The following is a 23,779-nucleotide window of genomic DNA, read 5'->3' as shown; positions in this document are numbered from 1 at the left end:
GCGACTACATCGGCTGTTGGCCTGCCAGCAGCCGATGCAGCTCATCGACCACCCGCCGGGCTCGTCTTGAGAGCGGCCATTCCGCACGCTGAATCAACCACAGGGTATCCACCACCCTCACCCCACAGTCCAGCACCCGAATAGCCTGCTGCTGGGCGAACGCCTGGCGCGCATAGCGCGGAATCACCGTAAAGCCCAGCCCCCGGGCCACAAACTCAAGAATCAGACCCACCTGGTTACTGAAGCCGCTCACCGGTAGCTGATGCAGGCCGGAATGCCCCGGAAAACGGCGGCTCAACAGACGCATCGCCATCGACTGGCCGTCCGGGTGGTCAATAAACCCCAGCGTCATCAGGCCGTCCCAGTCATACCCTTTATGGCCGTCAGGCACCACCAGTTCCAGTGGCTCTTCAGTAAAACGGGTAGCCTGAACGCGCGAATCATCCGGGCGCGTACTCATCACGCCGATCTCATAACGATTTTGTACTATCGCCTCCAGAACTTCGCCGTCGGGCGCAAAGCGGTGGCGCATCACCAGTTCAGGGCTGGCGCTCTGTAGCGCCAGCAGATGCGGAAAAATCATCAGACCAATACTACCCGGGGTGATAATGCTTACTTCCCCTTTGTCCGACTCGCCTTCGGTCAGCCGCAGGTTCAGGCGGCGACTGGCACGATCTAGCTCCTGACAATATTCCAGCAGCGCTTTACCGGCGGGCGTCAGATCCAGCAGGCGAGTTTTACGCACCAGCAGCGGCCCCAGTTGATTTTCCAGATGGCGAATATGCTGGCTGACCGCCGCCTGGGTAATGCCCAGCTGTTCGGCGGTGCGGGTAAAGCTGCCAGTTTCGGTCAGCGCCTGAAACGATCGTAGCCAGTGGGGGTTGTACATAACGAACTCTTATAATCTATATAACCAAATCATTATTTTCATTATACCCGTTTAGCGCGACCATGATGCTGCGACAGAACGGGAGACAGGAGAGACAATGAACAATAGCTATCAGGCCTGGTGGTGGCACGACGGAGCAGGGCCGCAGGCGCTGACTCAGGAGAACCGGCCGCTGCCGGTTCCGGCACCCGGCGAGCTCCTGGTACATAACCGCGCCATTGGTCTGAATCCGGTAGACTGGAAGGTGCTCGACAGCCAGCGAGGGAAAGTCCCCGGTGTGGATGGTGCAGGCGTGGTTATCGCCGTGGGGACTGGGGTATCGGAACACTGGCTCGGCCAGCGAGTGGCTTATCACCAGAGTCTGAAACGCCACGGCAGTTTCGCCAGCCACACGCCGCTGGCCGCCAGCGCCGCCATGCGTATTCCCGCCGGACTGGATAATATCCGCGCCGCCGCCTTCCCCTGCCCCGGGCTTACCGCCTGGCAGGCGCTGGAAAAAATTCCGGCGCGTCCGGGTGAACGAATACTGATTAGCGGTGCCGGCGGCTCGGTAGGGCACTGGTTGACACAACTGGCCCACCGGCGTGGTTTTATCATTGAAGTCATGTGCAATGCGCGCCATCGCGAACGTCTGCAGGGGCTGGGCGCCAGCGTCTGGCATCCTGGACCGCTGGTGAACGACACCCCCTTTCCCGAAGCGCTGCGCCACCGTTACTTCGCGGTTTTCGATGCCGTTAACGGCGAGCACAGCCTGCGGCTGGGCGATGCGCTACGCGCCAACGGTCATCTGATCAGCATTCAGGATCGCAGCACCGACTGGCCCTGCCCGCCGTTTGGCCGCGCGCTTTCGCTGCACGAGGTCGCCCTTGGCGCCCTGCATTTCCACGGCGACGACCATGACTGGCAACAGCTTACCCGTCAGGGAGAACGGCTGCTGGAAGCGCTGGCCGATGGCACACTGCACGGCGAATCAATTCTGGTTCATGACTTTGCCAGCCTGCCCGAACAACTGGAGGCGCTAAAACAGCGCAGCTTCAGCGGAAAACTGGTTATCAACCTATAGGGAACACTATGTCCGCACTCTTTACACCCTTTAAGCTAAAAGATGTCACCCTGCGTAACCGCGTGGCGATCCCCCCCATGTGTCAGTACAGCGCCGAAGATGGCATGGCCAATGACTGGCACCAGGTGCACTATGCAGGCCTGGCCCGCGGCGGCGCAGGCCTGGTGATTGTCGAAGCCACCGCGGTTTCGCCGGAGGGGCGGATTACTCCGGCCTGTCTGGGGATCTGGAACGACGAGCAGGCGGAAAAGCTGGCGCAGATCGCCCGTGATATCAAAGCCGCTGGCGCGGTTCCGGGTATTCAGATCGCCCACGCCGGGCGTAAAGCCAGCGCCAACAAGCCCTGGGAAGGCGATGACCATCTCCCGGATAGCGATCCGCGCAGCTGGCAGACTCTGGCGCCATCCGCCATCGCCTTTGGCGCAAACCTGCCGAAAGTGCCGAAGGCCATGAGCCAACAGGAGATTCATCAGGTCACCGCCGACTTCGCCGCCGCTGCGAAACGCGCCCGGGATGCCGGTTTTGAATGGCTGGAGCTGCACTTCGCCCACGGTTATCTGGCGCAGAGCTTCTTCTCTACCCACTCTAATCAGCGCGACGACGAATATGGCGGTTCACTGGCGGGGCGTAGCCGCTTCCTGCTGGAAACCCTTGAAGCAGTACGCGGCGTCTGGCCGGAAAATCTGCCGCTAACCGCTCGCTTTGGCGTAATAGAGTACGACGGGCGGGATGAAGAGACGCTGGCAGAGTCCATCCAGTTAACCCGCCAGATGCGCCAGGGCGGTCTGGATCTGCTGAGCGTCAGCGTCGGCTTTTCCACCCCGGAGGCGAACATCCCCTGGGGCCCGGCCTTTCTCGCGCCAGTCGCACGCAAAGTCCGTGAGGAAGCGGATCTGCCAGTGGCATCGGCCTGGGGCATTGATAGCGCGCTGAATGCCGATCGCTGCGTGGCGAACCACGACCTCGATCTGGTGATGATTGGCCGCGCCTTCCTGGCTGACCCCCATTACACCCTGCGCCTGGCGCAGCAGCTTAAAGTCGAGCGCCCCACCTGGGTACTACCTGCGCCTTATGCGCACTGGCTGGAACGTTATCGACTGAGCGAATAAGCCGCGTGCGGTAATAAAAAATGGGGCCTTTACCAGGTCCCATTTTTTTCGTCAACCAGACGCCCTAACGCTATTGCCCCACCTTTTCGCAGGCGCCAAAAAACACCCACGACATCAGGGAACGGGAAAATAACATTTAACGGCGTTCGATTAACGAAAATCAGGTCTCTGATTTACTGAACAGGGCATTACAAAACGGACAGATTAATTTTTTATTTTTCTGGACGCGCGGCGCGCTATGTTCGGAGGCTTTACTGCATTGTGGGCAGGTAATTTTCATTAGAAAAGATGAGTAGTTATTACTTTTTCGATTATGCGCCATAAGCATTTCCTGTGTAATGAGAGGCCGCTAGCCTACGCGATCCCGCCACTAAAAGCCATGCAAATTCATCTTAAAAAACCGATAAATACGCTTTTAGCTGCTTTTAAAGGGAAAAATAAAAGTAATAGACAAAACGTGCGTTTAATGCATTGCGGCACCACTCTCAGTATGAAACAGATAAATCTCAGACGGCGACAGCCGGAGTAATGACAGGATATTTTGTGGTATCGCGCTTTTTAATCTCTGGCGTCGAACAAAAATAAAAAAGCGCACCGCACCGAATGACGGCATGCGATGCGCGTACGACAATGGAGATTATTCCATCGCGCTCAGTTCCGGCGCCCGGGCCAGCGAGTCGCGGGTAATTTCCGCAATGGATTTCGCGCCGGTCAGGGTCATAGCTACCCGCATCTCTTTATCGATTAGCGTCAGCAGGTTTTCAACACCCGCCTGACCATGGGTCGCCAGCGCATACAGGAATGCGCGCCCCAACAGTACGGTATCCGCCCCTAGCGCGATCATCCGCACCACATCCAGTCCATTACGGATGCCGCTATCGGCCAGAATGGTCAGATCGCCCTTCACCGCATCGGCAATAGCGGGCAGCGCCCGGGCTGAAGAGAGCACCCCGTCGAGCTGACGGCCGCCGTGGTTAGACACCACGATACCATCGGCGCCAAAGCGCACCGCATCTTTGGCATCTTCCGGATCCAGAATGCCTTTGATCACCATAGGACCATCCCAGAATTCGCGGATCCACTCCAGATCCTGCCATGAAATAGACGGATCGAAGTTTTTCGCCAGCCAGCCGATATAGTCCTCCAGCCCGGTGGGATGCCCGCGGTAGGCGGAAATATTGCCCAAATCATGAGGCCGCCCGTTCAGGCCGACATCCCAGACCCACTGCGGGTGCGTGGCCGCCTGCCAGTAACGGCGCATCGCGGCGTTAGGGCCGCTCATGCCGGAGTGCGCATCGCGATAGCGGGCCCCCGGGGTCGGCATATCGACGGTAAAGACCAGCGTGGAACAGCCCGCCGCTTTAGCGCGTTCCAGCGCATTACGCATAAAACCGCGATCTTTCAGCACATAAAGCTGGAACCACATGGGGCGGTTAATGGCTGGTGCGACCTCCTCAATGGGGCATACCGAGACGGTTGAGAGGGTAAAGGGGATCCCTTTCGCCGCCGCTGCACGGGCGGCCTGCACCTCGCCGCGACGGGCATACATCCCGCACAGTCCTACCGGCGCCAGCGCCACCGGCATCGACAGTTGTTCATCGAACAGCCGGGTTTCAAGGCTAAGATCCGACATATTGCGCAAAATGCGCTGACGCAGCGCGACGCCTGCCAGATCCTCAACATTACGTTTCAGGGTATATTCAGCGTAAGCGCCGCCATCCATATAGTGGTACAGGAAAGGCGGCAGCACGCGTTGCGCCGCGGCGCGGTAATCACTGGCAGCGGAAATTATCATGACGGAATGTCCTTACTGTTAACTTCATCATCCGGCAGCCTTGTAGCGCGGGCCTGCCGGGCGTGTTCTTCATCAAGGGTTTTAATGGTGGTGTAGACAAAGGCCAGGTGGTCCTGAACCTCGCGCCGGGCCCGGGCGGGATCGCCGTCCAGAATCGCCTGTAGCAAGGCCTGATGCTGTTCGGTCAGTCGCGCGAAGATAGGCGGTCGGGTATACATCCGCTGGCGGCTCTGCATCACCGAAGATTGCAGCAACTCAAAGAAGCCGCGCATGGTCTGAAGCAATACCAGGTTATGAGAGGCTTCAGCAATCGCCAGATGGAAGCGCACATCCGCCTGAGCGGCCAGATCCGGATCGTCGCTATCCTTAAGCTTAAGGGTGGCGTCAAAGCAGTAGCACAGTTTCTCTTTATCGGCCTCGGTGGCGCGTAACGCCGCATGCCAGGCCGTACTGGCCTCAATAGCGTGACGCGCTTCCAGAATATCGTAGCGGTAGCCAGGATCGCCGGCCATCAACCCCCGCAGCGGCTGAACGATATGGTTTTCCGACCAGGGTTCCGGCTGCCAGCGCACAAAGGTACCGCCGCCCCGGCGACTCACCACCACATTGGTACTGCGCAGTTCACGCAACGCTTCCCGTACCGTATTACGTGAAACGCCCAGTTCTGCGGCCAGTAATCGTTCGGAGGGCAGGCGCGTGCCTGCCTCCAGCTGTTGTTCTTGAATCAGCGCCCTGATACGTTCGACCGTCAGGTCCACAAGGCGCCGCGTTACGCTTTCTGTCACGGAATCATCCAGGTTAGCCAGTAAGCCTGAAGCGTCACCATTACACCGACCATACAGGTGAAGATCAGACTGTGTTTAACGGTAAAACGGAACAGCTCCGACTCCTTACCCACCAGCCCCACCGCAGCGCAGGCAATAGCAATGGACTGCGGCGAGATCATCTTCCCGGTCACGCCACCGGCGGTATTCGCCGCCACCAGCAGCAGATCCGATACGCCAATCTGCTGCGTGGCTGTGGCCTGCAGGGAGGCGAACAGCGCGTTCGACGAGGTATCGGACCCGGTCAGAAACACCCCCAGCCAGCCCAGGAATGGTGAGAAGAAGGTAAAGGCGCTGCCGGTATGGGAAAGCGCCAGCGCCAGCGTCGAAGAGAGCCCCGAATAGTTCGAAATAAAAGCAAAGGCCAGCACCATCCCGATGGAGTAGATGGGCAGCGCCAGCTCCTTCAGGGTATCGCCGAAGGTTTCCAGCGCAACTTTCGGCTTCATACGCAGCCAGGCAATGGAGAGCAACGCCGCCACCAGGATGGCGCTACCGGTCGCCGAGAACCAGTCAAATTTGAAGATTGCCGCATAGGGAGTGCTTTCCGATACCACTGGCGGCATGCGAGCGACCAGGTTATCGAGCCAGGGCACGGAGATGCTGGCCACCCACCCCGCCAGCGGGCCACCGGCGCTAAACAACGCCTTAAAAGGCGGGATACTCCATAGCGTCACCGTCGCAGTCAGAAACAGGAACGGCGACCATGCCCGCACCACCTGGCGTAGCGTATAATTGCCGCGCGCCAGAGTCTGGTCAGTCATCGACGCGCCGACATCATTAAAGCGGAAGATGCGCTTCGGCTGCCAGCGACGCAGGAACAGCGTCAGACAGACCAATGACGCCAGTGACGAGATAATATCCGGCAGCTCAGGGCCGATGAAGTTAGAACTCAGATACTGGGCGATGGCGAAAGAGCCCCCTGCCACCAGCACGGCTGGCCAGGTCTCCTTCACGCCGCGCCAGCCGTCCATAATCGCCATGATCCAGAACAGCACAATCATGGTCATAAAGGGTAGCTGACGGCCGACCATCTGCCCCACCTGGAAGCTGTCCAGCCCCGTCACCTGACCGGCGACGATAATCGGGATCCCCATGGCGCCAAAGGCCACCGGCGCGGTGTTGACAATCAGGCACAGCCCCGCCGCGTAGAGCGGCTTAAAGCCCAGTCCCACCAGCAGTGCGGCGGTAATCGCGACCGGCGCGCCAAAACCTGCCGCCCCTTCCAGGAAGGCGCCGAACGAAAAGCCGACAATCAACATCTGCAGGCGCTGATCGGGCGTAATCGAGAGGATCGAGCTACGAATAATGTCGAACTGCCCGGTTTTAACCGAGATCTTGTAGACAAAAACCGCTGCAATAATGATCCAGGCGATAGGCCACAGCCCGTACAGGAAGCCATAAATCGCTGAAGCAAAGGCGTAGGCTACCGGCATGCGATACAGAAACAGCGCCACCAGCAGCGCCAGGATTACGGTGACGGTGCCCGCGATATACCCTTTCATCTTGAGTTTTATCAACGCAAAGAAGAAAAAGACGATGGGGATAACGGCAACCAGGCTCGAAAGCCAGATATTACCGAGGGGATCGTAGTCTTGTTGCCAGACTTGCATGTGTGTTCTCCAGAAGGTGAGTTCTTCTTTCAGTCCTTTAGCGGCGGTACATCCTGTTTCCAGGCGCGCCTGTTATTTGCCTCACAATTGGTTGGACCAACGGTGAACTGTAATCTTTCTGGCAACAGATAGTTAATGCATTGTTAACTCAAAACAACGATTTTGTATTGATTTTTTGGGTTATGCGACAAGTCATCAGGATTCGGCCACAATTGGTTGGGCCACTTTAGAAAAAGGGAAACCTGGCCACGGGATCCAGGTTCGTCAGGATGAGCGGAATGCGGCGGTGTCGGGGTTATCCCGCCATCTGGTTGTGGAGCAGGCGCAGGAGATGAACATCGGATTTACAGCCGGTCTTCTCCATAATCAACCGCTTATAGTGGCTAACGGTTTTTACTGAACGCTTGATGGTCTGGGCGATTTCACAGGGGGTCATCCCTCTGCGCATCAGCGCCAGGACTTCCTCTTCACGCCGGGTGAACAGCGTATCATAGTGACGTTTATGGTAGCGGTAGCTGCGCTCGATATGGCTCTGGCTATCGCCGCTGTGCTTCATCATTCTGAGCAGCTCTTCGGGTCGGCAGGTAGAGGGCACCAGCACAAAACTCAGTTGCGGATAGTGGAAATTAATACACCTAAGTACTTCCTCATCCGCCATAATGTACAGGACATCATATTCATGACTTGCGGAATTAATCAGATGATAATCCTGCGGTTGAAGAGTTTCCAGGTGAAATGAGCCAGTTTTCATTTCAGAAAAAGATTTTCTAAGTCCGTAACTCAGGTAACCGTCACGCGTAATAAGATAAAGTGCTTTGCGCATCATCTGCTCTCCCTTTCAAGATAAGTAAATACTGACCAATGAGATGAGTCCAATTCACCTCACAAAGCGCAGGCCGGGCTTGGGGCATTGCGACTAACGTGGCTAAAGCCGCCTGGTTACATAATTGTTACCCTGATGATAAAGCAATTCAGTGCTAAAAGGCAGAAGGAGACGCACTAAACGATAATCCCGGGCATTAAATCGCGTTTAGCGCTCAAAGACCCTCGCGGGAAGATCCCTTAAGACTGGCGGTTACCGGCTTCAGTCCAACGCTCGCAACCATTGTGAATACGTCGATAATATGGCAATTATTCTGTAGGAATTTCCCTGAAAGTTAAATGAAACTACTCTCAATTATCAGGCAACCATTTATTTTATAATAAAACCTTTAGCGGCAATAAAATTATGACCGGGGAAGATAATTTGCATTTATTCGCCTGCCCATTACTTTATATCCCATTAAAAATGGCTGCGACAGCAGAATCCCCTCTGACAGGTACTTAACCTGAGCCAGACCAGAGATAAGCCGCATCATTCAGGCCATTATTTATCAGACTTTTTTCTATAAAAATTTTCCCCTCAACACCGATAAAACATTACGTCATTGGGAGTATTTGACTGGTCGTTATCTAATCAATTGGGGGTATTTTCCCGGTTATTTCTCTGTCGTTTGATTTCGCGCAAGGTGCCCCCTCCGTCGATTGCTATTTTCGCATCGCTTTGTCATGCCAGAAATATAAAAGAGGTATCAATTGGACGTCAGCCGCAGAAGTTTTTTTAAAATCTGCGCCGGCGGAATGGCAGGAACAACGGTAGCGGCCCTCGGATTTGCGCCCACCACGGCGCTGGCGGAAGCTCGCAGTTATAAACTGCTGCGCGCCAAAGAGACCCGTAATACCTGTACCTACTGTTCCGTAGGCTGTGGTTTATTAATGTATAGCCTGGGAGATGGCGCAAAAAACGCCAAATCGTCAATTTTTCATATTGAAGGGGATCCGGATCACCCGGTAAACCGCGGCGCGCTGTGCCCGAAAGGGGCTGGCCTGCTGGACTATATCCACAGTGAAAGTCGCCTGCGCTATCCCGAATACAGGGCACCAGGCTCCGATAAATGGCAGCGCATCAGTTGGGAGGACGCCTTCGAGCGTATCGCTAAGCTGATGAAGGCCGACCGTGACGCCAACTTTATCAGCCAGAACAAACAAGGCACCACGGTCAACCGCTGGCTCACCACCGGTATGCTGTGCGCTTCGGCAGCCAGTAACGAAACCGGTATGCTCACCCAAAAATTCGTTCGCTCCCTCGGGATGCTGGCGGTAGATAACCAGGCGCGTGTCTGACACGGACCAACGGTAGCAAGTCTTGCTCCAACATTTGGTCGCGGTGCCATGACCAACCACTGGGTTGATATCAAAAACGCCAACGTCGTCGTAGTCATGGGCGGTAATGCCGCAGAAGCGCACCCCGTGGGCTTCCGCTGGGCCATGGAAGCGAAAAATAACAACGATGCCACGCTTATCGTGGTAGACCCCCGCTTTACCCGTACCGCATCGGTAGCGGATATTTATGCGCCGATCCGTTCAGGAACCGATATCACCTTCCTGTCGGGCGTACTCCACTACCTGATCGCTCACAATAAGATCAATGCGGAATACGTGAAGCACTACACCAACGCGCCTCTGCTGGTGCGGGATGACTTCAGCTTCGAAGACGGCCTGTTCAGCGGCTACGATGAGAACAAACGTCAGTATGATAAGAGCAGTTGGAACTATCAGCTCGACGAAAGCGGCTTTGCCAAACGTGATGACACCCTGAGCCACCCGCGCTGCGTCTGGAACCTGCTGAAACAGCACGTTTCCCGCTATACGCCGGAGGTAGTGGAAAACATCTGCGGTACGCCGCAGGCAGACTTCCAGAAGGTATGCGAAGTGCTGGCCTCCACCAGCGCCGTCGATCGCACCACCACCTTCCTCTACGCGCTGGGCTGGACGCAGCACTCCGTCGGCTCCCAGAATATTCGTACCATGGCGATGATCCAGCTGCTGTTGGGCAACATGGGGATGGCGGGCGGCGGCGTTAACGCACTGCGCGGTCACTCCAACATCCAGGGCCTGACCGATCTGGGTCTGCTTTCCACCAGCCTGTCGGGCTATCTGACACTGCCGAAAGAAGATCAACACGATCTGGAAAGCTATCTGACCGCCAACACCCCGAAAGCGACGCTGCCGGGTCAGGTAAACTACTGGGGCAACTACCCGAAATTCTTCGTCAGCCTGATGAAGACCTTCTGGGGCGATGCTGCCACCGCGCAAAACCAGTGGGGCTACGACTGGCTACCGAAGTGGGACCAGGCCTATGACGTCCTGAACTACTTCGACCGTATGGACAGGGGCGAAGTCAATGGCTATATCTGCCAGGGCTTTAACCCGGTGGCTTCGTTCCCGGATAAGAACAAGGTAGTCGCCTCCCTCAGCAAGCTGAAGTACATGATCGTTATCGATCCGCTGGTGACCGAAACGTCTAACTTCTGGCAGAACCACGGCGAATCCAACGATGTGGACTCGTCGCAGATTCAGACTGAAGTATTCCGCCTGCCCTCAACCTGCTTTGCCGAAGAAGATGGCTCTATCGTCAACTCCGGACGCTGGCTACAGTGGCACTGGAAAGGCGCCGATGCCCCGGGTGAAGCCCGTAACGACGGCGAAATTCTGGCCGGTATCTATCATCGTCTGCGTACCCTGTACCGCGAACAGGGCGGCGTCGCCAGCGAGCCCGTGCTCAATATGACATGGGACTACAAGCTGCCGGACGGACCGGAATCGGAAGAGGTCGCCAAAGAGAACAACGGCTACGCCCTTGCCGATCTCTATGACGCCGACGGCAAGCTGCTGGTGAAAAAAGGCGAGCTGCTGGACTCCTTCGCTCAGCTACGCGACGACGGTACCACCGCTTCCGGCTGTTGGATCTGGACCGGTAGCTGGACCCGCAACGGTAACCAGATGGCGAAGCGCGATAACGCCGATCCGTCCGGTCTGGGCAACACCCTCGACTGGGCCTGGGCATGGCCGCTCAACCGCCGCGTGCTGTATAACCGCGCCTCGGCCGATCCGGCAGGCAAGGCCTGGGATCCGAAACGCGTGCTGATTGAATGGAACGGTAGCAAGTGGGTCGGCAACGATGTACCGGATTACAACACCGCCGCGCCGTCTCAGAACGTCGGGCCGTTCATTATGCAGCAGGAAGGTCTGGGCCGTCTGTTCGCGCTCAACAAGCTGGCTGAAGGTCCGTTCCCCGAGCACTACGAGCCGTTCGAAACGCCGCTGGGCACCAACCCGCTACACCCTGCCGTTATCTCGAACCCGGTGGCGCGTCTGTACAAGGCCGATGCCGCACGTCTGGGCGAACGCAAGGCGTTCCCGTATGTGGGCACCACCTATCGTCTGACCGAGCATTTCCATACCTGGACCAAACACGCGCGGCTTAACGCCATCGCTCAGCCGGAACAGTTTGTGGAAATTAGCGAAGGGCTGGCGAAGGCGAAAGGCATTGCCAACGGCGATACCGTGAAGGTCAGCAGCAAGCGCGGCTTCATCCGGGCCAAAGCGGTGGTCACCCGCCGTCTGCGTACCCTGGATGTCAACGGTCAGCAGGTGGAAACCGTAGGGATTCCGCTGCACTGGGGCTTTGAGGGCGCCACCCGTAAGGGCTATCTGGCCAACACGCTGACGCCGTCAGTAGGCGATGCCAACTCGCAGACGCCGGAGTACAAGGCGTTTCTGGTTAACATCGAGAAGGCGTAAGGGAGCGAACCTATGTCAATGCAATCTCAGGACATTATTAGAAGTTCGGCGACCAACGACCTGACGCCGCCGCCGCGGGCTCGCGACCACAAAGACGAAGTGGCGAAGCTTATCGACGTTTCCACCTGCATCGGCTGTAAAGCGTGCCAGGTGGCCTGCTCCGAATGGAACGATATTCGCGATGAAGTGGGCCACTGCGTCGGGGTTTACGATAACCCCGCCGACCTCAGCGCCAAAACATGGACGCTGATGCGCTTTAGCGAAACCGAGCAGAATGGCAAGCTGGAGTGGCTTATCCGTAAGGATGGCTGCATGCACTGTGAGGATCCGGGCTGTCTGAAATCCTGTCCGTCCCCCGGCGCCATCATCCAGTACGCCAACGGCATCGTCGATTTCCAGTCGGAAAACTGCATCGGTTGCGGTTACTGCATCGCCGGTTGCCCGTTCAATATCCCGCGTCTTAACCCGCAGGATAACCGGGTCTACAAGTGCACCCTGTGCGTCGATCGCGTCACTGTCGGCCAGGAGCCAGCCTGCGTGAAAACCTGCCCGACTGGCGCCATCCACTTTGGCACTAAAAAAGCCATGCTGGAAATAGGCGAACAGCGGGTGGCGAAGCTTAAGCAACGCGGCTACGCCAACGCCGGGGTCTATAACCCGGAAGGCGTGGGCGGCACCCATGTGATGTATGTATTGCACCACGCCGACCAGCCGACGCTGTACCACGGCCTGCCGGAAAATCCGCAGATCGACACGCCGATCAACCTGTGGAAGGGGATCCTCAAGCCGCTTTCCGCCGCCGGGTTTATCGCAACCTTCGCCGGTCTGATCTTCCACTACGTGGGCATCGGACCGAACAAGGAAGTGGACGACGACGAAGAGGAGGATAGCCATGAGTAAGAAGAGCAAAATGATCGTCCGGACTAAATTTATTGACCGGGCCTGCCACTGGACGGTAGTGATCTGCTTCTTCCTGGTCTCGCTGTCCGGTATTGCGCTGTTTTTCCCCACGCTGCAGTGGCTGACCGAAACCTTCGGAACGCCGAAGATGGGGCGCATTCTGCACCCGTTCTTTGGGGTGCTGATCTTCGTGGCGCTGATGTTTATGTTCGTGCGCTTCGTGAAGCACAATATCCCGGACCGTCACGACTGGCCGTGGATCAAAGGCATCATCGAAGTACTGAAGGGTAACGAGCATAAAGTGGCGAAGGTCGGTAAGTACAACGCCGGTCAGAAGATGATGTTCTGGAGCATCATGAGCATGATTTTCGTACTGCTGGTGACCGGGGTCATTATCTGGCGCCCTTACTTCGCACCGATGTTCCCGATTAAATTAGTACGCTGGTCGCTGCTGATCCACGCCACCTCGGCCATCATTCTGATCCACGCCATCCTGATCCATATGTATATGGCCTTCTGGGTGAAAGGGTCAATTAAGGGGATGATTGAAGGCAAGGTCAGCCGCCGCTGGGCGCGTAAGCACCATCCTCGCTGGTACAGTGAAGTGGAAGCGAAAGAAAAGCAGGAAGAGCAGCGCGGCGCCTGATAACGCACGCAGTTTTAGCCTGACGCTAAAAAGCCGGTGGGGAAACTCACCGGCTTTTTTATCTCCCGGACCAGCCTTATTTCTTCGGCGTATGCACCACCTGTCGGAACCCCTCCCCTTCCAGGGTCTCTTCAGGATCGGCAAAGAAATCGATATTAAACACCGTATCCTCAGTCAGCAGCTCAATGCGGTGCCAGTACTGCGGCGGGCTGATGCCAAACTGCCCGGCGTTAATCACCACGCTCATCTCCGGCTCGCGGGCCTGCTCATCCTTAAAACCGTAATACTTCACGGCGCCGCTCATCACCGACAGCCGCCCGTAAACGCCTTTTTTGGTATTGTGATGCGTCAGCAGCGCCTGGGGAACCGTCTCTTTAGTCCAGAACGGCGTGGAGCGGGTGTGGCGAAAGTTTTCAGGAATACGGGAAGCCATAGTCGTACCTCGTCTTAATCATGTCTGTTGTGATATAAGGTATAGCAACCGCCGTGCCATATTTATAACTAATTGGTTTATAACTATTTATAAATCATCACCTGTCATGAGCAGGTTAAAATGACACTACTCAATGAAGTCATTTTGACAACAAGAAAAGTCAAAATGACTAAATAACAGCGCCGGAAATCAAAGTCCGCCGTTGGCCAGAGCCGCCGACATCCAGAAATCAGCGATAACTGAGTTTAGCGGCTCTGCGTTGGAGCAGGAAATCGCAGATAGATAATAGCGCCATCGGTGGGCACCGCTTCCCGTTCGCTCACCGGGAACTGCCTGTCCTCCGGCTGGCTAAAGGTATCCACCGTAACCCGATTAACGCGCCAGGGGGTCATATAGCTGACCAGCATTCTGCCGTCGCCATTAGTGGTGGAACCAAACTGATTATAGAATCCAACGCCCGCGACTTTCGGCACCTCAACCAGTGCCGAAGTGTCGCCCAGGGTTTGCCCCAGTGCGATACCGCCGTCGAACAGTACCACGCTGCCGCTAACGTCGGCGTGCAGATCCCGCTGGCTGCCGCTACGCGTCAGGCTGGCGTTCAGTTCGCCAGCGTTGTATTGCCATCCCAGCGATGCCTCCAGCGCATCATTGCCATGCACTTCGTGCTTCGCCGTCAGGTCATAGCGCAGGCTGTAGTCATCCAGCGCCGAACCGTAAACATTCACGCCGTGGCTGTCGCCGCCGTGGCTGGCCAGTTCAGAGACATACCCCACGTTCGCGGTGCGTTCTCCCAGGCTCAGCGGAACACTGATATTGATGCCAAGGGTGCTCTCTCCCCGCATTCCCGGGTAACGCTGGTAACCGCCATACAGACTGACATCCAGATCCCGCCAGTCATAATCAAGGCTAAAATCCAGACTCTGGCGGCTCCCCATCCCATTACGCCCTTTGGCCCAGTTCCAGGAAAGGCTCACGCTGGAGTCTTCGCCGATGTTCTGATTAATCTCCAGCTTCCCCTGCATCGCCCTGCGGGTAGTGTCATCATCGAATCCGTATTCCAGCATCCCGGCGCGGCTGATTTTTTCTTCGAAGGTGCGGTACTGGCTACCGTCGGGATACCACTGCAGCTGGGCGTTAAGGCTGGTCTGGGTGCTTAAAAACGCTTTCGCGTAGCGCAGGCGCCAGACCGAACCGCTCAGGGTCTGACGCGCCTGGGTATAGCGCGCGTGGCTGACATCCGCCGACAGCGCCCCCCAGTCTCCCAAATTGCTTCCCACACCCGCCACCGGGCTGAAGTAACGCTCTCCCTGTTGCACCCCCCCAAACAGCGTCAACCCCGGTGCCACACCCCACGAAAGCGTACTTTGCCAGAAGCGATCGGTCTCTGACTCAATGCCGTGATAAGGCTTATAGCGCCCCGCCGCCAGTTCGTAGCTGAACCTTCCATGCTGCACCAGGTTAGGCATGATTGAATAGGGCAACAGACGCGTACGCTCCGTACCGTCGCTTTCCTGAATGGTCAGTTCCAGATTGCCCTGGGTGTCCGGCGGGTAGAAATCGCGAATGGTAAAGGGGCCGGGCGGCACGTGGATACGGTACACCCGCTGGCCGTTCTGGTGGATGGTAACTTCCGCTTCAGTGCGGGCATAACCGTTAATCCATGGCGTCCAGGGGCGCCAGCTATCCGGAAACATCGCCTGATCGCTGGCAAGGCTGATACCGCGAAAGGTAAAGGAGTCGAACAGATTAGCTGAGGTATTGCCATCGCCAAAGGTCAGGCGAGACCGCAACGGCGTAATACTGCGCCACAGCGCGACGGAATCGCTGTATGAACCGTGCTGTCCGTCCCGCTCCCGCCACAAAACGTTGCTGTAGCGCAGGCGCCACGGGCCAACGTTCAGGCCGTTATCCAGCTTCAGCGTCGCATCGGTGCCCGGCGTATCCCAGCTGTAGCGGGCCCGCTGGTTATCGACATCAAGGCGGTAGTTCATGAACAGCGCCGTGATACCATCGTCCCAGCGGCTGGTGCTGACCCCGTTCTGCTGTGCATTAATCGCCGGTTCGGGAAACAGTAGCGTCAGCAGACTGGCATCGGGCCGATACCAGTATTGCAGATGATATTCCTGCGCCGATTGCGCTGTCAGGCAACCGCGATCGTCCCACGCCAGCCGGTTAAGCAACGGCGTAATGACCCCCCACTCCTCCATCAGCGGACGCGTCAGACAGGGTTGCTGGTCATGAAAATTGAGGAATATTCCCCCTTTGTAGTCGTTGTTGAGAATGATCCATGTACGCTCGCTGGCAGACACAGATAGCGCCAGCAACACAAAGGTCAACGTCAGGAAAAGTCGGAGGGTCATAGGCAGGGCTGGCGCGACGAGAAACAGCGGAGAAGACATCAGAGCCTTCTCCGCCGTGTTTCTTTGCGTATCGGGAATTGCGCCCGGCAGAAACTTATTTCAGCGCAGCCAGTTCAGCGCGAGCCTGGTTCAGCTCCTGCTGAATTTCACTCAGATCGGCCTGTTTTTCCGCCAGCTTGCGCTGATATTTCGCGATCTTGTCAGCCCTGCCTTTAGCTTTGGCTTCATTCAGATCAGCCTGAACTTCCGCGATATCGCCACGTTTTTCAGCCAGTTTCTTCTCAAGCTTAGTGACTTTCTTCTGTGCATCAGCCAGAACGCTGGCGTTGGTGCAGTGCGCTTTGACTTCCGCCAGTGCCTGCTTCAGACCAGCAACTTTATAGGCGTTGCCATACTGCTGCGCGATACGGATTTCTTTTTGCAGTGCGGCTTCTTTCGCTGCGCAGCTCTCTGCCGCCTGTGCAGAAGCCATAGCACCCAGGGAAGCAACAACAGCCAGAACGGTTACGAATTTTTTCATCATATTATCTCCATGATTGATGATGAAGAGTCTGGTCACCTGATGACCAGTTATCTCCTGTCGTTAAAAAGAATATCGTGACCACGCAGGTAGTTACGACGTTCTCCGTTCCTCATCTCCCTGTAGGACTGGCTTCACCGGCTGTAGTCCTGTTTCTTGCCAGTGCTGTAGCACCTCTTTCAGGGCCAGAATCAGCGCCTCCAGGCGCCGGATTCCCTCCTCATCAGCCGACTGCTCCTGCTGGCGACATAACGCCTCCAGCTCGTGGACGCCCAGCAGTTGAATACCGCCGCGCAGGCGATGCAGCACTTCCCGCACCGGCGTCTGTCTCTGCGTATGCCAGCGTTCAAGCGCCGTCAGGGTTTCGTCCAGCACCGAAATTTGCAGTGCCAGAAAAACCGAAAGATTCTCGCCTTCCAGCAGCGCCGCCGGTAGCGTGCGGGTATCAATCTCAATCATGGGCGCCGCATCTGCCGCCCGAGCTCCGGACGACAGCGGCGCCAGTAGCTCTTCCAGTATATTCAGGGTCACCGGCTTAAACAGACAGTCGGTCATTCCGGCGCTGCGCGCCGCTTCCCGAACCGCCTCACGCGCATCGGCGGTCACGCCGAATATCGGCAGTTCCGGATAACGCTGGCGCAGCCCGCGCGCCAGCGTATAACCATCCATACCCGGCATGTTGCAGTCGCTAATCACCGCATCGACCCGTTCGTGCTGAAGCGTCGCTATGGCCTCTTCGCCGCTGGCACAGCGGAAAGTCCGGTGTCCAAGCCAGGTCAGCTGTTCGCCCAGCAGCATTCGCCCGGCGGGATTGTCATCGACAATCAGCAGCGTCAGCGCCGGTCGTCGGTGGGACTCGGCGATTTTCTGATGTTCCGGCTCCGGCAATGCCGCAAGCGTAGGAAGCGTCACGCTTACCCTGGCACGGGTTCCCTCGCCCGGTCGGCTCTCCAGACCGACATCGCCCCCCATCATCCGGGCGAGGGTACGACAGATATAGAGACCCAGACCGCTGCCCTGGGCCATACGATTATCCTGGCCCTGCTCAAAAGGCCGAAACAAGCGCTGAAGCGTGGCGTCATCGATACCCGCCCCGCTATCTTCCACCTCCAGCCGTAACATCAGGCTGTCGCGATCTTCCTGCTCAGGCCAGGCCCGTAGCCTGACATGGCCACTATCGGTGAACTTAATCGCATTCCCCACCAGATTGACAATGATCTGCCGCAGGCGCGTGGCATCGACCAGCACATCGACATTCAACCCGGCGTCAATCTCCAGCTCCAGCCGCAGTCCTTTGTGCCGCGCCAGCCCTTCCAGTAGCGCCGCCGACGAAGCGATAAGCGTACGCAACGATGCCCGGGCCGGGCACAGCACCAGACGGCCGGATTCAATACGCGATACATCAAGAATATTGCCGATAAGCAGCAGCAGAGACTGGGCCGCATCCCAGGCGATACGAATCGACTGCTGGTTCGCCTGCACGTCATCACGACGCTGCATCACCAGTTCCAGCATGCCGATAATGGCACCGATCGGCGTTCTGATTTCATGACTCATGGTCGCCAGAAACGCGCTCTTCACCTGACTGGCGCTGTCGGCACGCCGTTTTGCTCTACGCAACGCCTGGAGAGTCCGCCGCTCGCGAGTCACATCCACCCAACCGCCAATGCGGTATGTCTGTCCCGGTACCGGCGCCTGCCACAAACGCAGTAGCCGATTGTGGTGTGGGACAATCTGGCGTATCACACGCTGCGAAAGTTCAAATCCAGCGAACCAGTCCGCAAGCAAAGTACCGCGCAACCCCGCAGCGCTGACGCCAAGCGCGTCGCGCAGCGCCTGATTACCGATCTGTAGCCGATCGCTCCGATCGCACAGATAAGCGGGAACCGGTAACGCCTCCAGCAGCGCCGTCAGTTCTTTGCGACGCCGGTATCGAAGCCAGAACACTCCCCCCGCCAGCAATAAAACCCCCACCACTGACGCGATAATCCAGAGACTGCGACCTTCCCGTACCGGCTCCGACGAAAAACTGTTACCGGCATAGCCGCTGCGGGTCAGCGCATGCAGGTCTTCTGGGGGAATGTTAATTAACGCCTTATTCAGAATGGCGATAAGCGGCCAGGCCTGACGGGGAGCGCCGAAGGCAAAGCGCAGGGGCTCGGTATCAATACCGGCCAGAATCTTGAGTCCGGCGAACTCGCGCCGGGTAAGTTGCGCATTGGCGACAATCAGCGGCATCACCATGACATCACTGTCACCCTTTGCCACCCGCAAAAGCCCTTCACGCCAGCTTTCTACCTGCTCAACCTGACTGGTATCCTGGCGCTGTAGCCATGTCTGGGGCATCTCGCCATGCAGCCCCACCACCCGTCTGGCCGAGCCGGAGTCATGGTTGGCCCGCCCCACCATCACCCAGGAGTTATAGAGCCAGGAACGGGTGGTCAGCAGTCCGGCCCGCCAGATCCCTTCCTGAGCAGCGCCTGCCACCAGTTCACTGCGCCCCGCTTTTGCCGATTCCAGCGCCTCTTTCAGTGAAGGGAAACGCTGTACCTCGAAGGTGAAGCCGGTACGCAACTCAAGCGCGGTAAGAATATCGGCGATAATGCCGCGCAGATGGCCGGCATCATCGAACAGCGCCAGCGGTGCATTATCCTGAGCCACGGCGACCCGAATATGGCGATTTTCAGCGATCCACTTATGTTCCAGCGAAGTAAATACCGGCTGATGCTCGCTCAATGACAGCGGTATTCCGCCATTCCAGCGTCGGTGAATCTCCACACTCGCGCTTTCCGGCAATGCGGCGATAACCTTATTCAAAATCACAATCCAGAGGCGCCGGGACGGCAGCGCCGCAAAGGAGAAACCAGCGGACGGCGGAGTCAGAGTGACAGGCCGCAGATTCAGGTTGCTGAGACTGGACTGACTCATCAGATAACGTGCGGTAATGGCGTCACAGAAGAACAGGTCGATTTTGCGGAACGCCAGCGATTCCATGGCATGGCGGGCTGATGAAAAGCTAACTTCCCGAGCACCGGGGTAGCGCGCCATAATCTGCGTCCGATCGTAAACCGGCGAGATCGCCACGCTGCGAACCTCATCGCCACGCTCACTATCAACGTTAACCACCTCTACCGGTGAGTTAGGGCTGTAAGGCGAACTAAGCAATAACCCATCCCGCCGTTGATTATCACCAGCCTGGGCAAGAAATTCGGCATTCCCCTCACGCAGCGCCGCCAGCGCATCGGCGTAGTCCGGGTAGCGGATAACCTGAATCTCGATCCCCAGGCTGGCCGCCACCAGCCCAAGAAAGTCAGCGTTGATACCGCCATAATCATTCAGGCCCGTGGTGATATCGTAAGGTGGCGACATCGGTTGCCAGACGGCAAGCCGAATCCGCCGATGTTCGCGCACCCAACGCCATTCAGAGGCCGTGAGGCCAGGATCGATAACGGTATCCTGGCTACGGGCCAGTAGTTGCAGCGATTTTGCCTGCTCCGCCGCCTGCACCGGCAGCACCAGCAACGCCATCAGCAGCAGAAGTAACGCCCTCACGTATCGTCCTTGCTTTCCAGCATCTCAAAGAGCTGCGTCAGATCCTCAACGCCACTTTTCTTGAGCATCCGCGCCTTATAGGTACTGATGGTTTTATTACTCAACGCCAGACTGTCGGCGATCTCTTTGTTCGTTTTCCCCTGTTTCAGATAGTTAAGTACGGCAATTTCCCGATCGGAAAAGCGCGCCAACAGCTGTTGCGCATCACAGGCGTGCGCTTTCGGCGTCGCCAGGTCGTTATAGACAACACCAGGGAAACAGTAATACCCAGCCATAATCAGGCGACATACCGACTCTACCGAATCCAGAGGCAGACTTTTATTTATAAAACCGTCAGCTCCCGCCTGCAAGGTACGGGTGGCATAAATCTGGGCCGACTGATTGGTAAATATCAGAATTTTCATTAATGGAAAATGCTGCTTAATTCGCGGCAGCAGATCCAGACCATTAGCATTGTTCAGATCCAGATCGAGAATCAGCAATTGAGGCGTACTTCGGTGTAGCTGCGCAATAAGATTTTCACCCGACGAGTCCGTAACAGCATATTCGCCACCTTTTTCCAGTAGCACTTTTAGCGCAAAACAGATCGCCGGATGATCGTCAGCAAGTAATACTGAAATCATCTTGTTTTCTCACTTCCCTGCCAAAACCCGGTAATAACAGTGACTTTGCATGGATGACGTGAAAAAGTAAACAGGCACAGTCGGAAACCAGACTACTCCCGACTCAAAGATTAGGAATATTTTTTTTTCAGGCAGACATGAGCAGTTATTTTCCTAATGAGATAAACCACGACCCATACCATTTCGAAATGGCGACAAGACAACTAGTGAAAAATTAGAATAAAACGTACTAATATACCATTATTAACGTATAATAAGAATAGCAACTTAAAATTCCAGGCGCCTTCTTCCCGACGGAAGAAGGCATAATGTCATGCCGGAGCCATCATCTCTTCATGGGGCGTAATATGAAAACGACGGCGGAAGTAGATTAAACCATGGCCTTCCCGGGCCACGCTGATATGGCAAATCTCCAGCAGATAGACAAAGTGGGTGCCAATACTCTGGATTTCACAAATCTCCCCTTCCAGGCTCGCCAGCGCCTGGTGTAGTACCGGCTGGCCCAGCGCTCCCTCATGCCAGCCATCCAGGGCAAAGCGCTGCTCCATGGCAACGTCGGTCATTCCGGCAAAGTGGCGCGCCATCTCTTCCTGGGCGTGGCTCAACACGTTGATGCACATTTTCCCGTTGCGCTCGAAAACCGGATTCATGGCGCTGTTGCGGTTAATGCACACCATTAACGTCGGCGGCGTATCGGTCACTGAGCAGACCGCCGTGGCGGTAATGCCGCAGCGCCCCGCCTCGCCGCAGGTGGTCACGATATTCACGGCGGCAGGCAGATTCGCCATAGCGTCGCGGAAAAGTAAGCGCTGCTGTTCGGTATCAGACATGGTCACCTCCCATTACTTCGCAATGCCGTCGAGTTTGTTGATGTCATCGTTGTTGTGCAGGTGCGGCACTTTCCAGCCGTCGCGGTCGTAGTCCGCCATGCAGCGATCCACCATCTCCATCATGCTGTCCATATTGCCGCTACCGCGGGCGTGGCGCAGGCATTGCAGGCGCACTTCGTCCTGACTGCCGGCATAGTTGATTTCGTACAGTTCGTGGCGTCCGCCAAACTCGCTGCCGATGGCGTCCCACATCAGCTTGAGGATCTTAATCCGCTGTTCGTGATCCATACCGTTAGAGCCGCGCACGTACTGAGCCAGATAGCGGTCAATTTCCGGATTATTAAGATCGCGCACGCTGGAAGGCAGATAGATCAGCCCGCTGGTGACATTACTCTCGATAATGTTTTTGATTTTGCTGTAAGCCATGGGCGCCATTACGCGGTAGGTCTGCATGGCCTGCATATCCGGCAGCCAGGCGCCGTTGCGCCACTCGTGCGCCTGGGCCCACATGGCATCGCTCAGCGACCAGAACAGATTGCGCCAGGCCACAACTTCCCCCAGCGCAGCCTGCACGCCGCGAAATTCAACGACGCCGGTGCACTCCAGGCTTTTCTGCAATAGCGCGGTCACAAAGTCGAGCTTCACCGCCAGGCGAACGCAGGCCTGCATCGGGTAAAGGCGCGCAAACCCGGCTTCTACGCTCCAGCGGCGACAGCGGTCGAAATCGCGATAGATAAGCACGTTCTCCCAGGGGATTAGCACTTTATCCATCACCAGAATGGCGTCATTTTCATCAAAGCGGCTGGAGAGCGGATAATCGAATGGCGATCCGGTCATCCCGGCCACCAGTTCATAGGAAGCGCGGGAAATAAGTTTTACACCGTTGGCATCCATGGGCGCGACAAACATCAGTGCGAAACGGGGATCGTCCCCCATCACCTGGGCGGAGCCGAAGCCGATAAAGTTGTAATGGGTCAGGGCCGAGTTGGTGGCTACCACCTTAGCGCCGCTGACGATAATCCCCGCATCGGTCTCTTTCTCTACCTGCACATAGACATCTTTAACCTCATCGCTGGGCTTATGGCGATCGATAGGCGGATTGACGATGGCATGGTTAAAGTAGAGCCCGGCCTCCTGGATGCGCTGATACCAGTTGCGGGCATTATCGGCAAAGTCGCCGTAGTATTCAGGATAAGCCCCCAGCGAACAGGCAAAGGCGGCTTTATAGTCCGGCGTGCGCCCCATCCAGCCATAGTTCAGGCGAGACCAGTCGGCAATGGCGTCACGCTGCTGGCGAATTTCGGCGCCGGAACGGGCGAAGCGGAAGGTGCGGTGGGTATAGCCGCCGTTGCCGGTATCGGTCTGCCAGCACAGGTTGTCGTGGCTCTCTGGGGCATGTAGCGCGTCATACAACGTCGCGACCGATCCTGCCGCATTGCGAAATGCCGGATGAGTGGTGACATCTTTAACCCGTTCACCGTAAATATAGATCTCACGCCCGTCCTGCAGGCTTTTCAGGTACTCCTCGCCAGTAAAGGGGCGGTGAGTGGCGGCGCGATATTGTTCTGGTTTCATAATTGCCTCACGTCATAACGGAAGTTTGTTAAAAATATGTTTTGTTTTGGTTAATCAAATTTAGGCGTGAGGGGCCAGAGTCGGAAGAGACTTTTCAGGCGTTCACCGGTACTTTTCCCCGGCAGACGGTAAAGTGCGATCGCGGTCAAAAAACGTGCTAATTTTGCAGGCGTGGCATCATTCAGGCACAAAAAAACCGCCGTTACGGCGGTTTTTTTGTGCTGGTCAGGTAAGCGGCCTTTCCAGCAGGGCTGTGTTACACAACGTAACGCAGGCACGATCCAGTGCTTGTATTCGCGGTGATATCTCCGGTGGTAATGCCGTGAAGCGGTCTATAGCATGGACCGCACAATGAAACGGTACTTTTGTATTGTGCTCGTTGTTTCTGGTGCGTTGCTGTCAGCCGGGAATGGAGGTTGGAGTA

Annotated in this window: 18 protein-coding genes; 5 read left to right on the top strand and 13 right to left on the bottom strand. The window is 56.7% G+C overall.

What is annotated here, in order from left to right:
* Positions 1-4: 4 nt before the first annotated feature.
* Entirely contained in the window at positions 5-889 is an 885-nt protein-coding gene (locus tag FEM41_RS12750) for a LysR family transcriptional regulator (RefSeq protein WP_138096329.1), read from the bottom strand.
* A gap of 97 nt (positions 890-986) precedes the next feature.
* On the opposite strand from FEM41_RS12750, the gene FEM41_RS12745 reads away from it, so the two are divergent.
* Positions 987-1,952 carry a zinc-binding dehydrogenase gene (locus FEM41_RS12745; protein ID WP_138096328.1) on the top strand — a complete coding sequence of 322 codons (966 nt, stop codon included), beginning with the start codon at positions 987-989 and terminating at the stop codon, positions 1,950-1,952.
* An 8-nt stretch (positions 1,953-1,960) separates the two neighbouring features.
* Positions 1,961-3,061, top strand: a complete 1,101-nt coding sequence (locus FEM41_RS12740; RefSeq protein WP_138096327.1) for an NADH:flavin oxidoreductase/NADH oxidase — start codon at positions 1,961-1,963, stop codon at positions 3,059-3,061.
* A 160-nt stretch (positions 3,062-3,221) separates the two neighbouring features.
* Here the strand turns inward: FEM41_RS12740 and FEM41_RS24895 are convergent, their stop codons facing one another.
* The 5 genes from FEM41_RS24895 to FEM41_RS12720 form a co-directional block, all read right to left on the bottom strand.
* Positions 3,222-3,341: a YnfU family zinc-binding protein gene (locus FEM41_RS24895; protein ID WP_241666637.1), complete on the bottom strand. Its 120-nt coding sequence runs from the start codon at positions 3,339-3,341 to the stop codon at positions 3,222-3,224.
* A 357-nt stretch (positions 3,342-3,698) separates the two neighbouring features.
* Complete coding sequence (gene lldD, locus FEM41_RS12735; RefSeq protein ID WP_138096326.1) at positions 3,699-4,856, bottom strand: FMN-dependent L-lactate dehydrogenase LldD; 1,158 nt, start codon at positions 4,854-4,856, stop codon at positions 3,699-3,701.
* The gene (gene lldR, locus FEM41_RS12730; RefSeq protein WP_138096325.1) at positions 4,853-5,641 is read right to left on the bottom strand and encodes a transcriptional regulator LldR; all 789 of its coding nucleotides are present in this window, start codon (positions 5,639-5,641) and stop codon (positions 4,853-4,855) included. Before lldR ends, lldD begins: the two co-directional genes overlap by 4 nt.
* Positions 5,638-7,293 (bottom strand): L-lactate permease, encoded by a 1,656-nt coding sequence (gene lldP / locus FEM41_RS12725; protein WP_138096324.1) that lies wholly within the window; start codon positions 7,291-7,293, stop codon positions 5,638-5,640. Before lldP ends, lldR begins: the two co-directional genes overlap by 4 nt.
* 295 nt (positions 7,294-7,588) lie before the next feature.
* Positions 7,589-8,044, bottom strand: coding sequence for a helix-turn-helix domain-containing protein (locus FEM41_RS12720; protein ID WP_168198796.1), 456 nt, complete (start codon positions 8,042-8,044; stop codon positions 7,589-7,591).
* An 824-nt stretch (positions 8,045-8,868) separates the two neighbouring features.
* Here FEM41_RS12720 and fdnG point away from each other — a divergent pair.
* The 3 genes from fdnG to fdnI are packed head-to-tail and all read left to right on the top strand — an operon-like array spanning position 8,869 to position 13,462.
* The gene (gene fdnG, locus FEM41_RS12715; protein WP_138096322.1) at positions 8,869-11,916 is read left to right on the top strand and encodes a formate dehydrogenase-N subunit alpha; all 3,048 of its coding nucleotides are present in this window, start codon (positions 8,869-8,871) and stop codon (positions 11,914-11,916) included.
* 12 nt (positions 11,917-11,928) lie between these two features.
* Positions 11,929-12,816: a formate dehydrogenase subunit beta gene (fdxH, locus tag FEM41_RS12710; RefSeq protein WP_138096321.1), complete on the top strand. Its 888-nt coding sequence runs from the start codon at positions 11,929-11,931 to the stop codon at positions 12,814-12,816.
* Positions 12,809-13,462, top strand: coding sequence for a formate dehydrogenase-N subunit gamma (fdnI, locus tag FEM41_RS12705; RefSeq protein ID WP_138096320.1), 654 nt, complete (start codon positions 12,809-12,811; stop codon positions 13,460-13,462). The genes fdxH and fdnI overlap by 8 nt, the downstream gene beginning before the upstream one ends.
* Before the next feature lie 76 nt (positions 13,463-13,538).
* Here fdnI and FEM41_RS12700 read toward each other — a convergent pair whose 3' ends face one another.
* The 7 genes from FEM41_RS12700 to hpaB form a co-directional block, all read right to left on the bottom strand.
* On the bottom strand, positions 13,539-13,895 hold the full coding sequence (locus tag FEM41_RS12700; RefSeq protein WP_138096319.1) for a TehB family protein: 357 nt from the start codon (positions 13,893-13,895) through the stop codon (positions 13,539-13,541).
* Positions 13,896-14,140: 245 nt separating this feature from the next.
* Positions 14,141-16,294 carry a fimbria/pilus outer membrane usher protein gene (locus tag FEM41_RS12695; protein WP_241666494.1) on the bottom strand — a complete coding sequence of 718 codons (2,154 nt, stop codon included), beginning with the start codon at positions 16,292-16,294 and terminating at the stop codon, positions 14,141-14,143.
* A 55-nt stretch (positions 16,295-16,349) separates the two neighbouring features.
* A complete protein-coding gene (locus FEM41_RS12690; protein ID WP_241666493.1) occupies positions 16,350-16,778 on the bottom strand; it encodes a DUF1090 domain-containing protein in 429 nt (142 codons plus the stop codon).
* Positions 16,779-16,868: 90 nt separating this feature from the next.
* Entirely contained in the window at positions 16,869-20,327 is a 3,459-nt protein-coding gene (locus FEM41_RS24890) for an ATP-binding protein (RefSeq protein ID WP_138096318.1), read from the bottom strand.
* Positions 20,324-20,950 (bottom strand): response regulator transcription factor, encoded by a 627-nt coding sequence (locus tag FEM41_RS12680; RefSeq protein WP_138096317.1) that lies wholly within the window; start codon positions 20,948-20,950, stop codon positions 20,324-20,326. The genes FEM41_RS24890 and FEM41_RS12680 overlap by 4 nt, the downstream gene beginning before the upstream one ends.
* A 311-nt stretch (positions 20,951-21,261) precedes the next feature.
* Positions 21,262-21,780: a 4-hydroxyphenylacetate 3-monooxygenase, reductase component gene (gene hpaC, locus FEM41_RS12675; RefSeq protein WP_138096316.1), complete on the bottom strand. Its 519-nt coding sequence runs from the start codon at positions 21,778-21,780 to the stop codon at positions 21,262-21,264.
* A 12-nt stretch (positions 21,781-21,792) separates the two neighbouring features.
* On the bottom strand, positions 21,793-23,355 hold the full coding sequence (gene hpaB / locus FEM41_RS12670; RefSeq protein WP_138096315.1) for a 4-hydroxyphenylacetate 3-monooxygenase, oxygenase component: 1,563 nt from the start codon (positions 23,353-23,355) through the stop codon (positions 21,793-21,795).
* Positions 23,356-23,779 lie beyond the last annotated feature (424 nt).

This window comes from Jejubacter calystegiae (assembly GCF_005671395.1).
Classification (GTDB): domain Bacteria; phylum Pseudomonadota; class Gammaproteobacteria; order Enterobacterales; family Enterobacteriaceae; genus Jejubacter; species Jejubacter calystegiae.
This window is presented reverse-complemented; position numbering and strand designations above follow the sequence as displayed.

Excerpts from the sequence above, each read along its gene's own strand:
- FEM41_RS12750 (WP_138096329.1), bottom strand. The coding sequence starts at position 889 with ATGTACAACCCCCACTGGCTACGATCGTTTCAGGCGCTGACCGAAACT.
- FEM41_RS12745 (WP_138096328.1), top strand. The coding sequence starts at position 987 with ATGAACAATAGCTATCAGGCCTGGTGGTGGCACGACGGAGCAGGGCCG.
- FEM41_RS12740 (WP_138096327.1), top strand. The coding sequence starts at position 1,961 with ATGTCCGCACTCTTTACACCCTTTAAGCTAAAAGATGTCACCCTGCGT.
- FEM41_RS24895 (WP_241666637.1), bottom strand. The coding sequence starts at position 3,341 with ATGAAAATTACCTGCCCACAATGCAGTAAAGCCTCCGAACATAGCGCG.
- lldD (WP_138096326.1), bottom strand. The coding sequence starts at position 4,856 with ATGATAATTTCCGCTGCCAGTGATTACCGCGCCGCGGCGCAACGCGTG.
- lldP (WP_138096324.1), bottom strand. The coding sequence starts at position 7,293 with ATGCAAGTCTGGCAACAAGACTACGATCCCCTCGGTAATATCTGGCTT.
- FEM41_RS12720 (WP_168198796.1), bottom strand. The coding sequence starts at position 8,044 with ATGAAAACTGGCTCATTTCACCTGGAAACTCTTCAACCGCAGGATTAT.
- fdxH (WP_138096321.1), top strand. The coding sequence starts at position 11,929 with ATGTCAATGCAATCTCAGGACATTATTAGAAGTTCGGCGACCAACGAC.
- fdnI (WP_138096320.1), top strand. The coding sequence starts at position 12,809 with ATGAGTAAGAAGAGCAAAATGATCGTCCGGACTAAATTTATTGACCGG.
- FEM41_RS12700 (WP_138096319.1), bottom strand. The coding sequence starts at position 13,895 with ATGGCTTCCCGTATTCCTGAAAACTTTCGCCACACCCGCTCCACGCCG.
- FEM41_RS12695 (WP_241666494.1), bottom strand. The coding sequence starts at position 16,294 with ATGTCTTCTCCGCTGTTTCTCGTCGCGCCAGCCCTGCCTATGACCCTC.
- FEM41_RS12690 (WP_241666493.1), bottom strand. The coding sequence starts at position 16,778 with ATGATGAAAAAATTCGTAACCGTTCTGGCTGTTGTTGCTTCCCTGGGT.
- FEM41_RS12680 (WP_138096317.1), bottom strand. The coding sequence starts at position 20,950 with ATGATTTCAGTATTACTTGCTGACGATCATCCGGCGATCTGTTTTGCG.
- hpaC (WP_138096316.1), bottom strand. The coding sequence starts at position 21,780 with ATGTCTGATACCGAACAGCAGCGCTTACTTTTCCGCGACGCTATGGCG.
- hpaB (WP_138096315.1), bottom strand. The coding sequence starts at position 23,355 with ATGAAACCAGAACAATATCGCGCCGCCACTCACCGCCCCTTTACTGGC.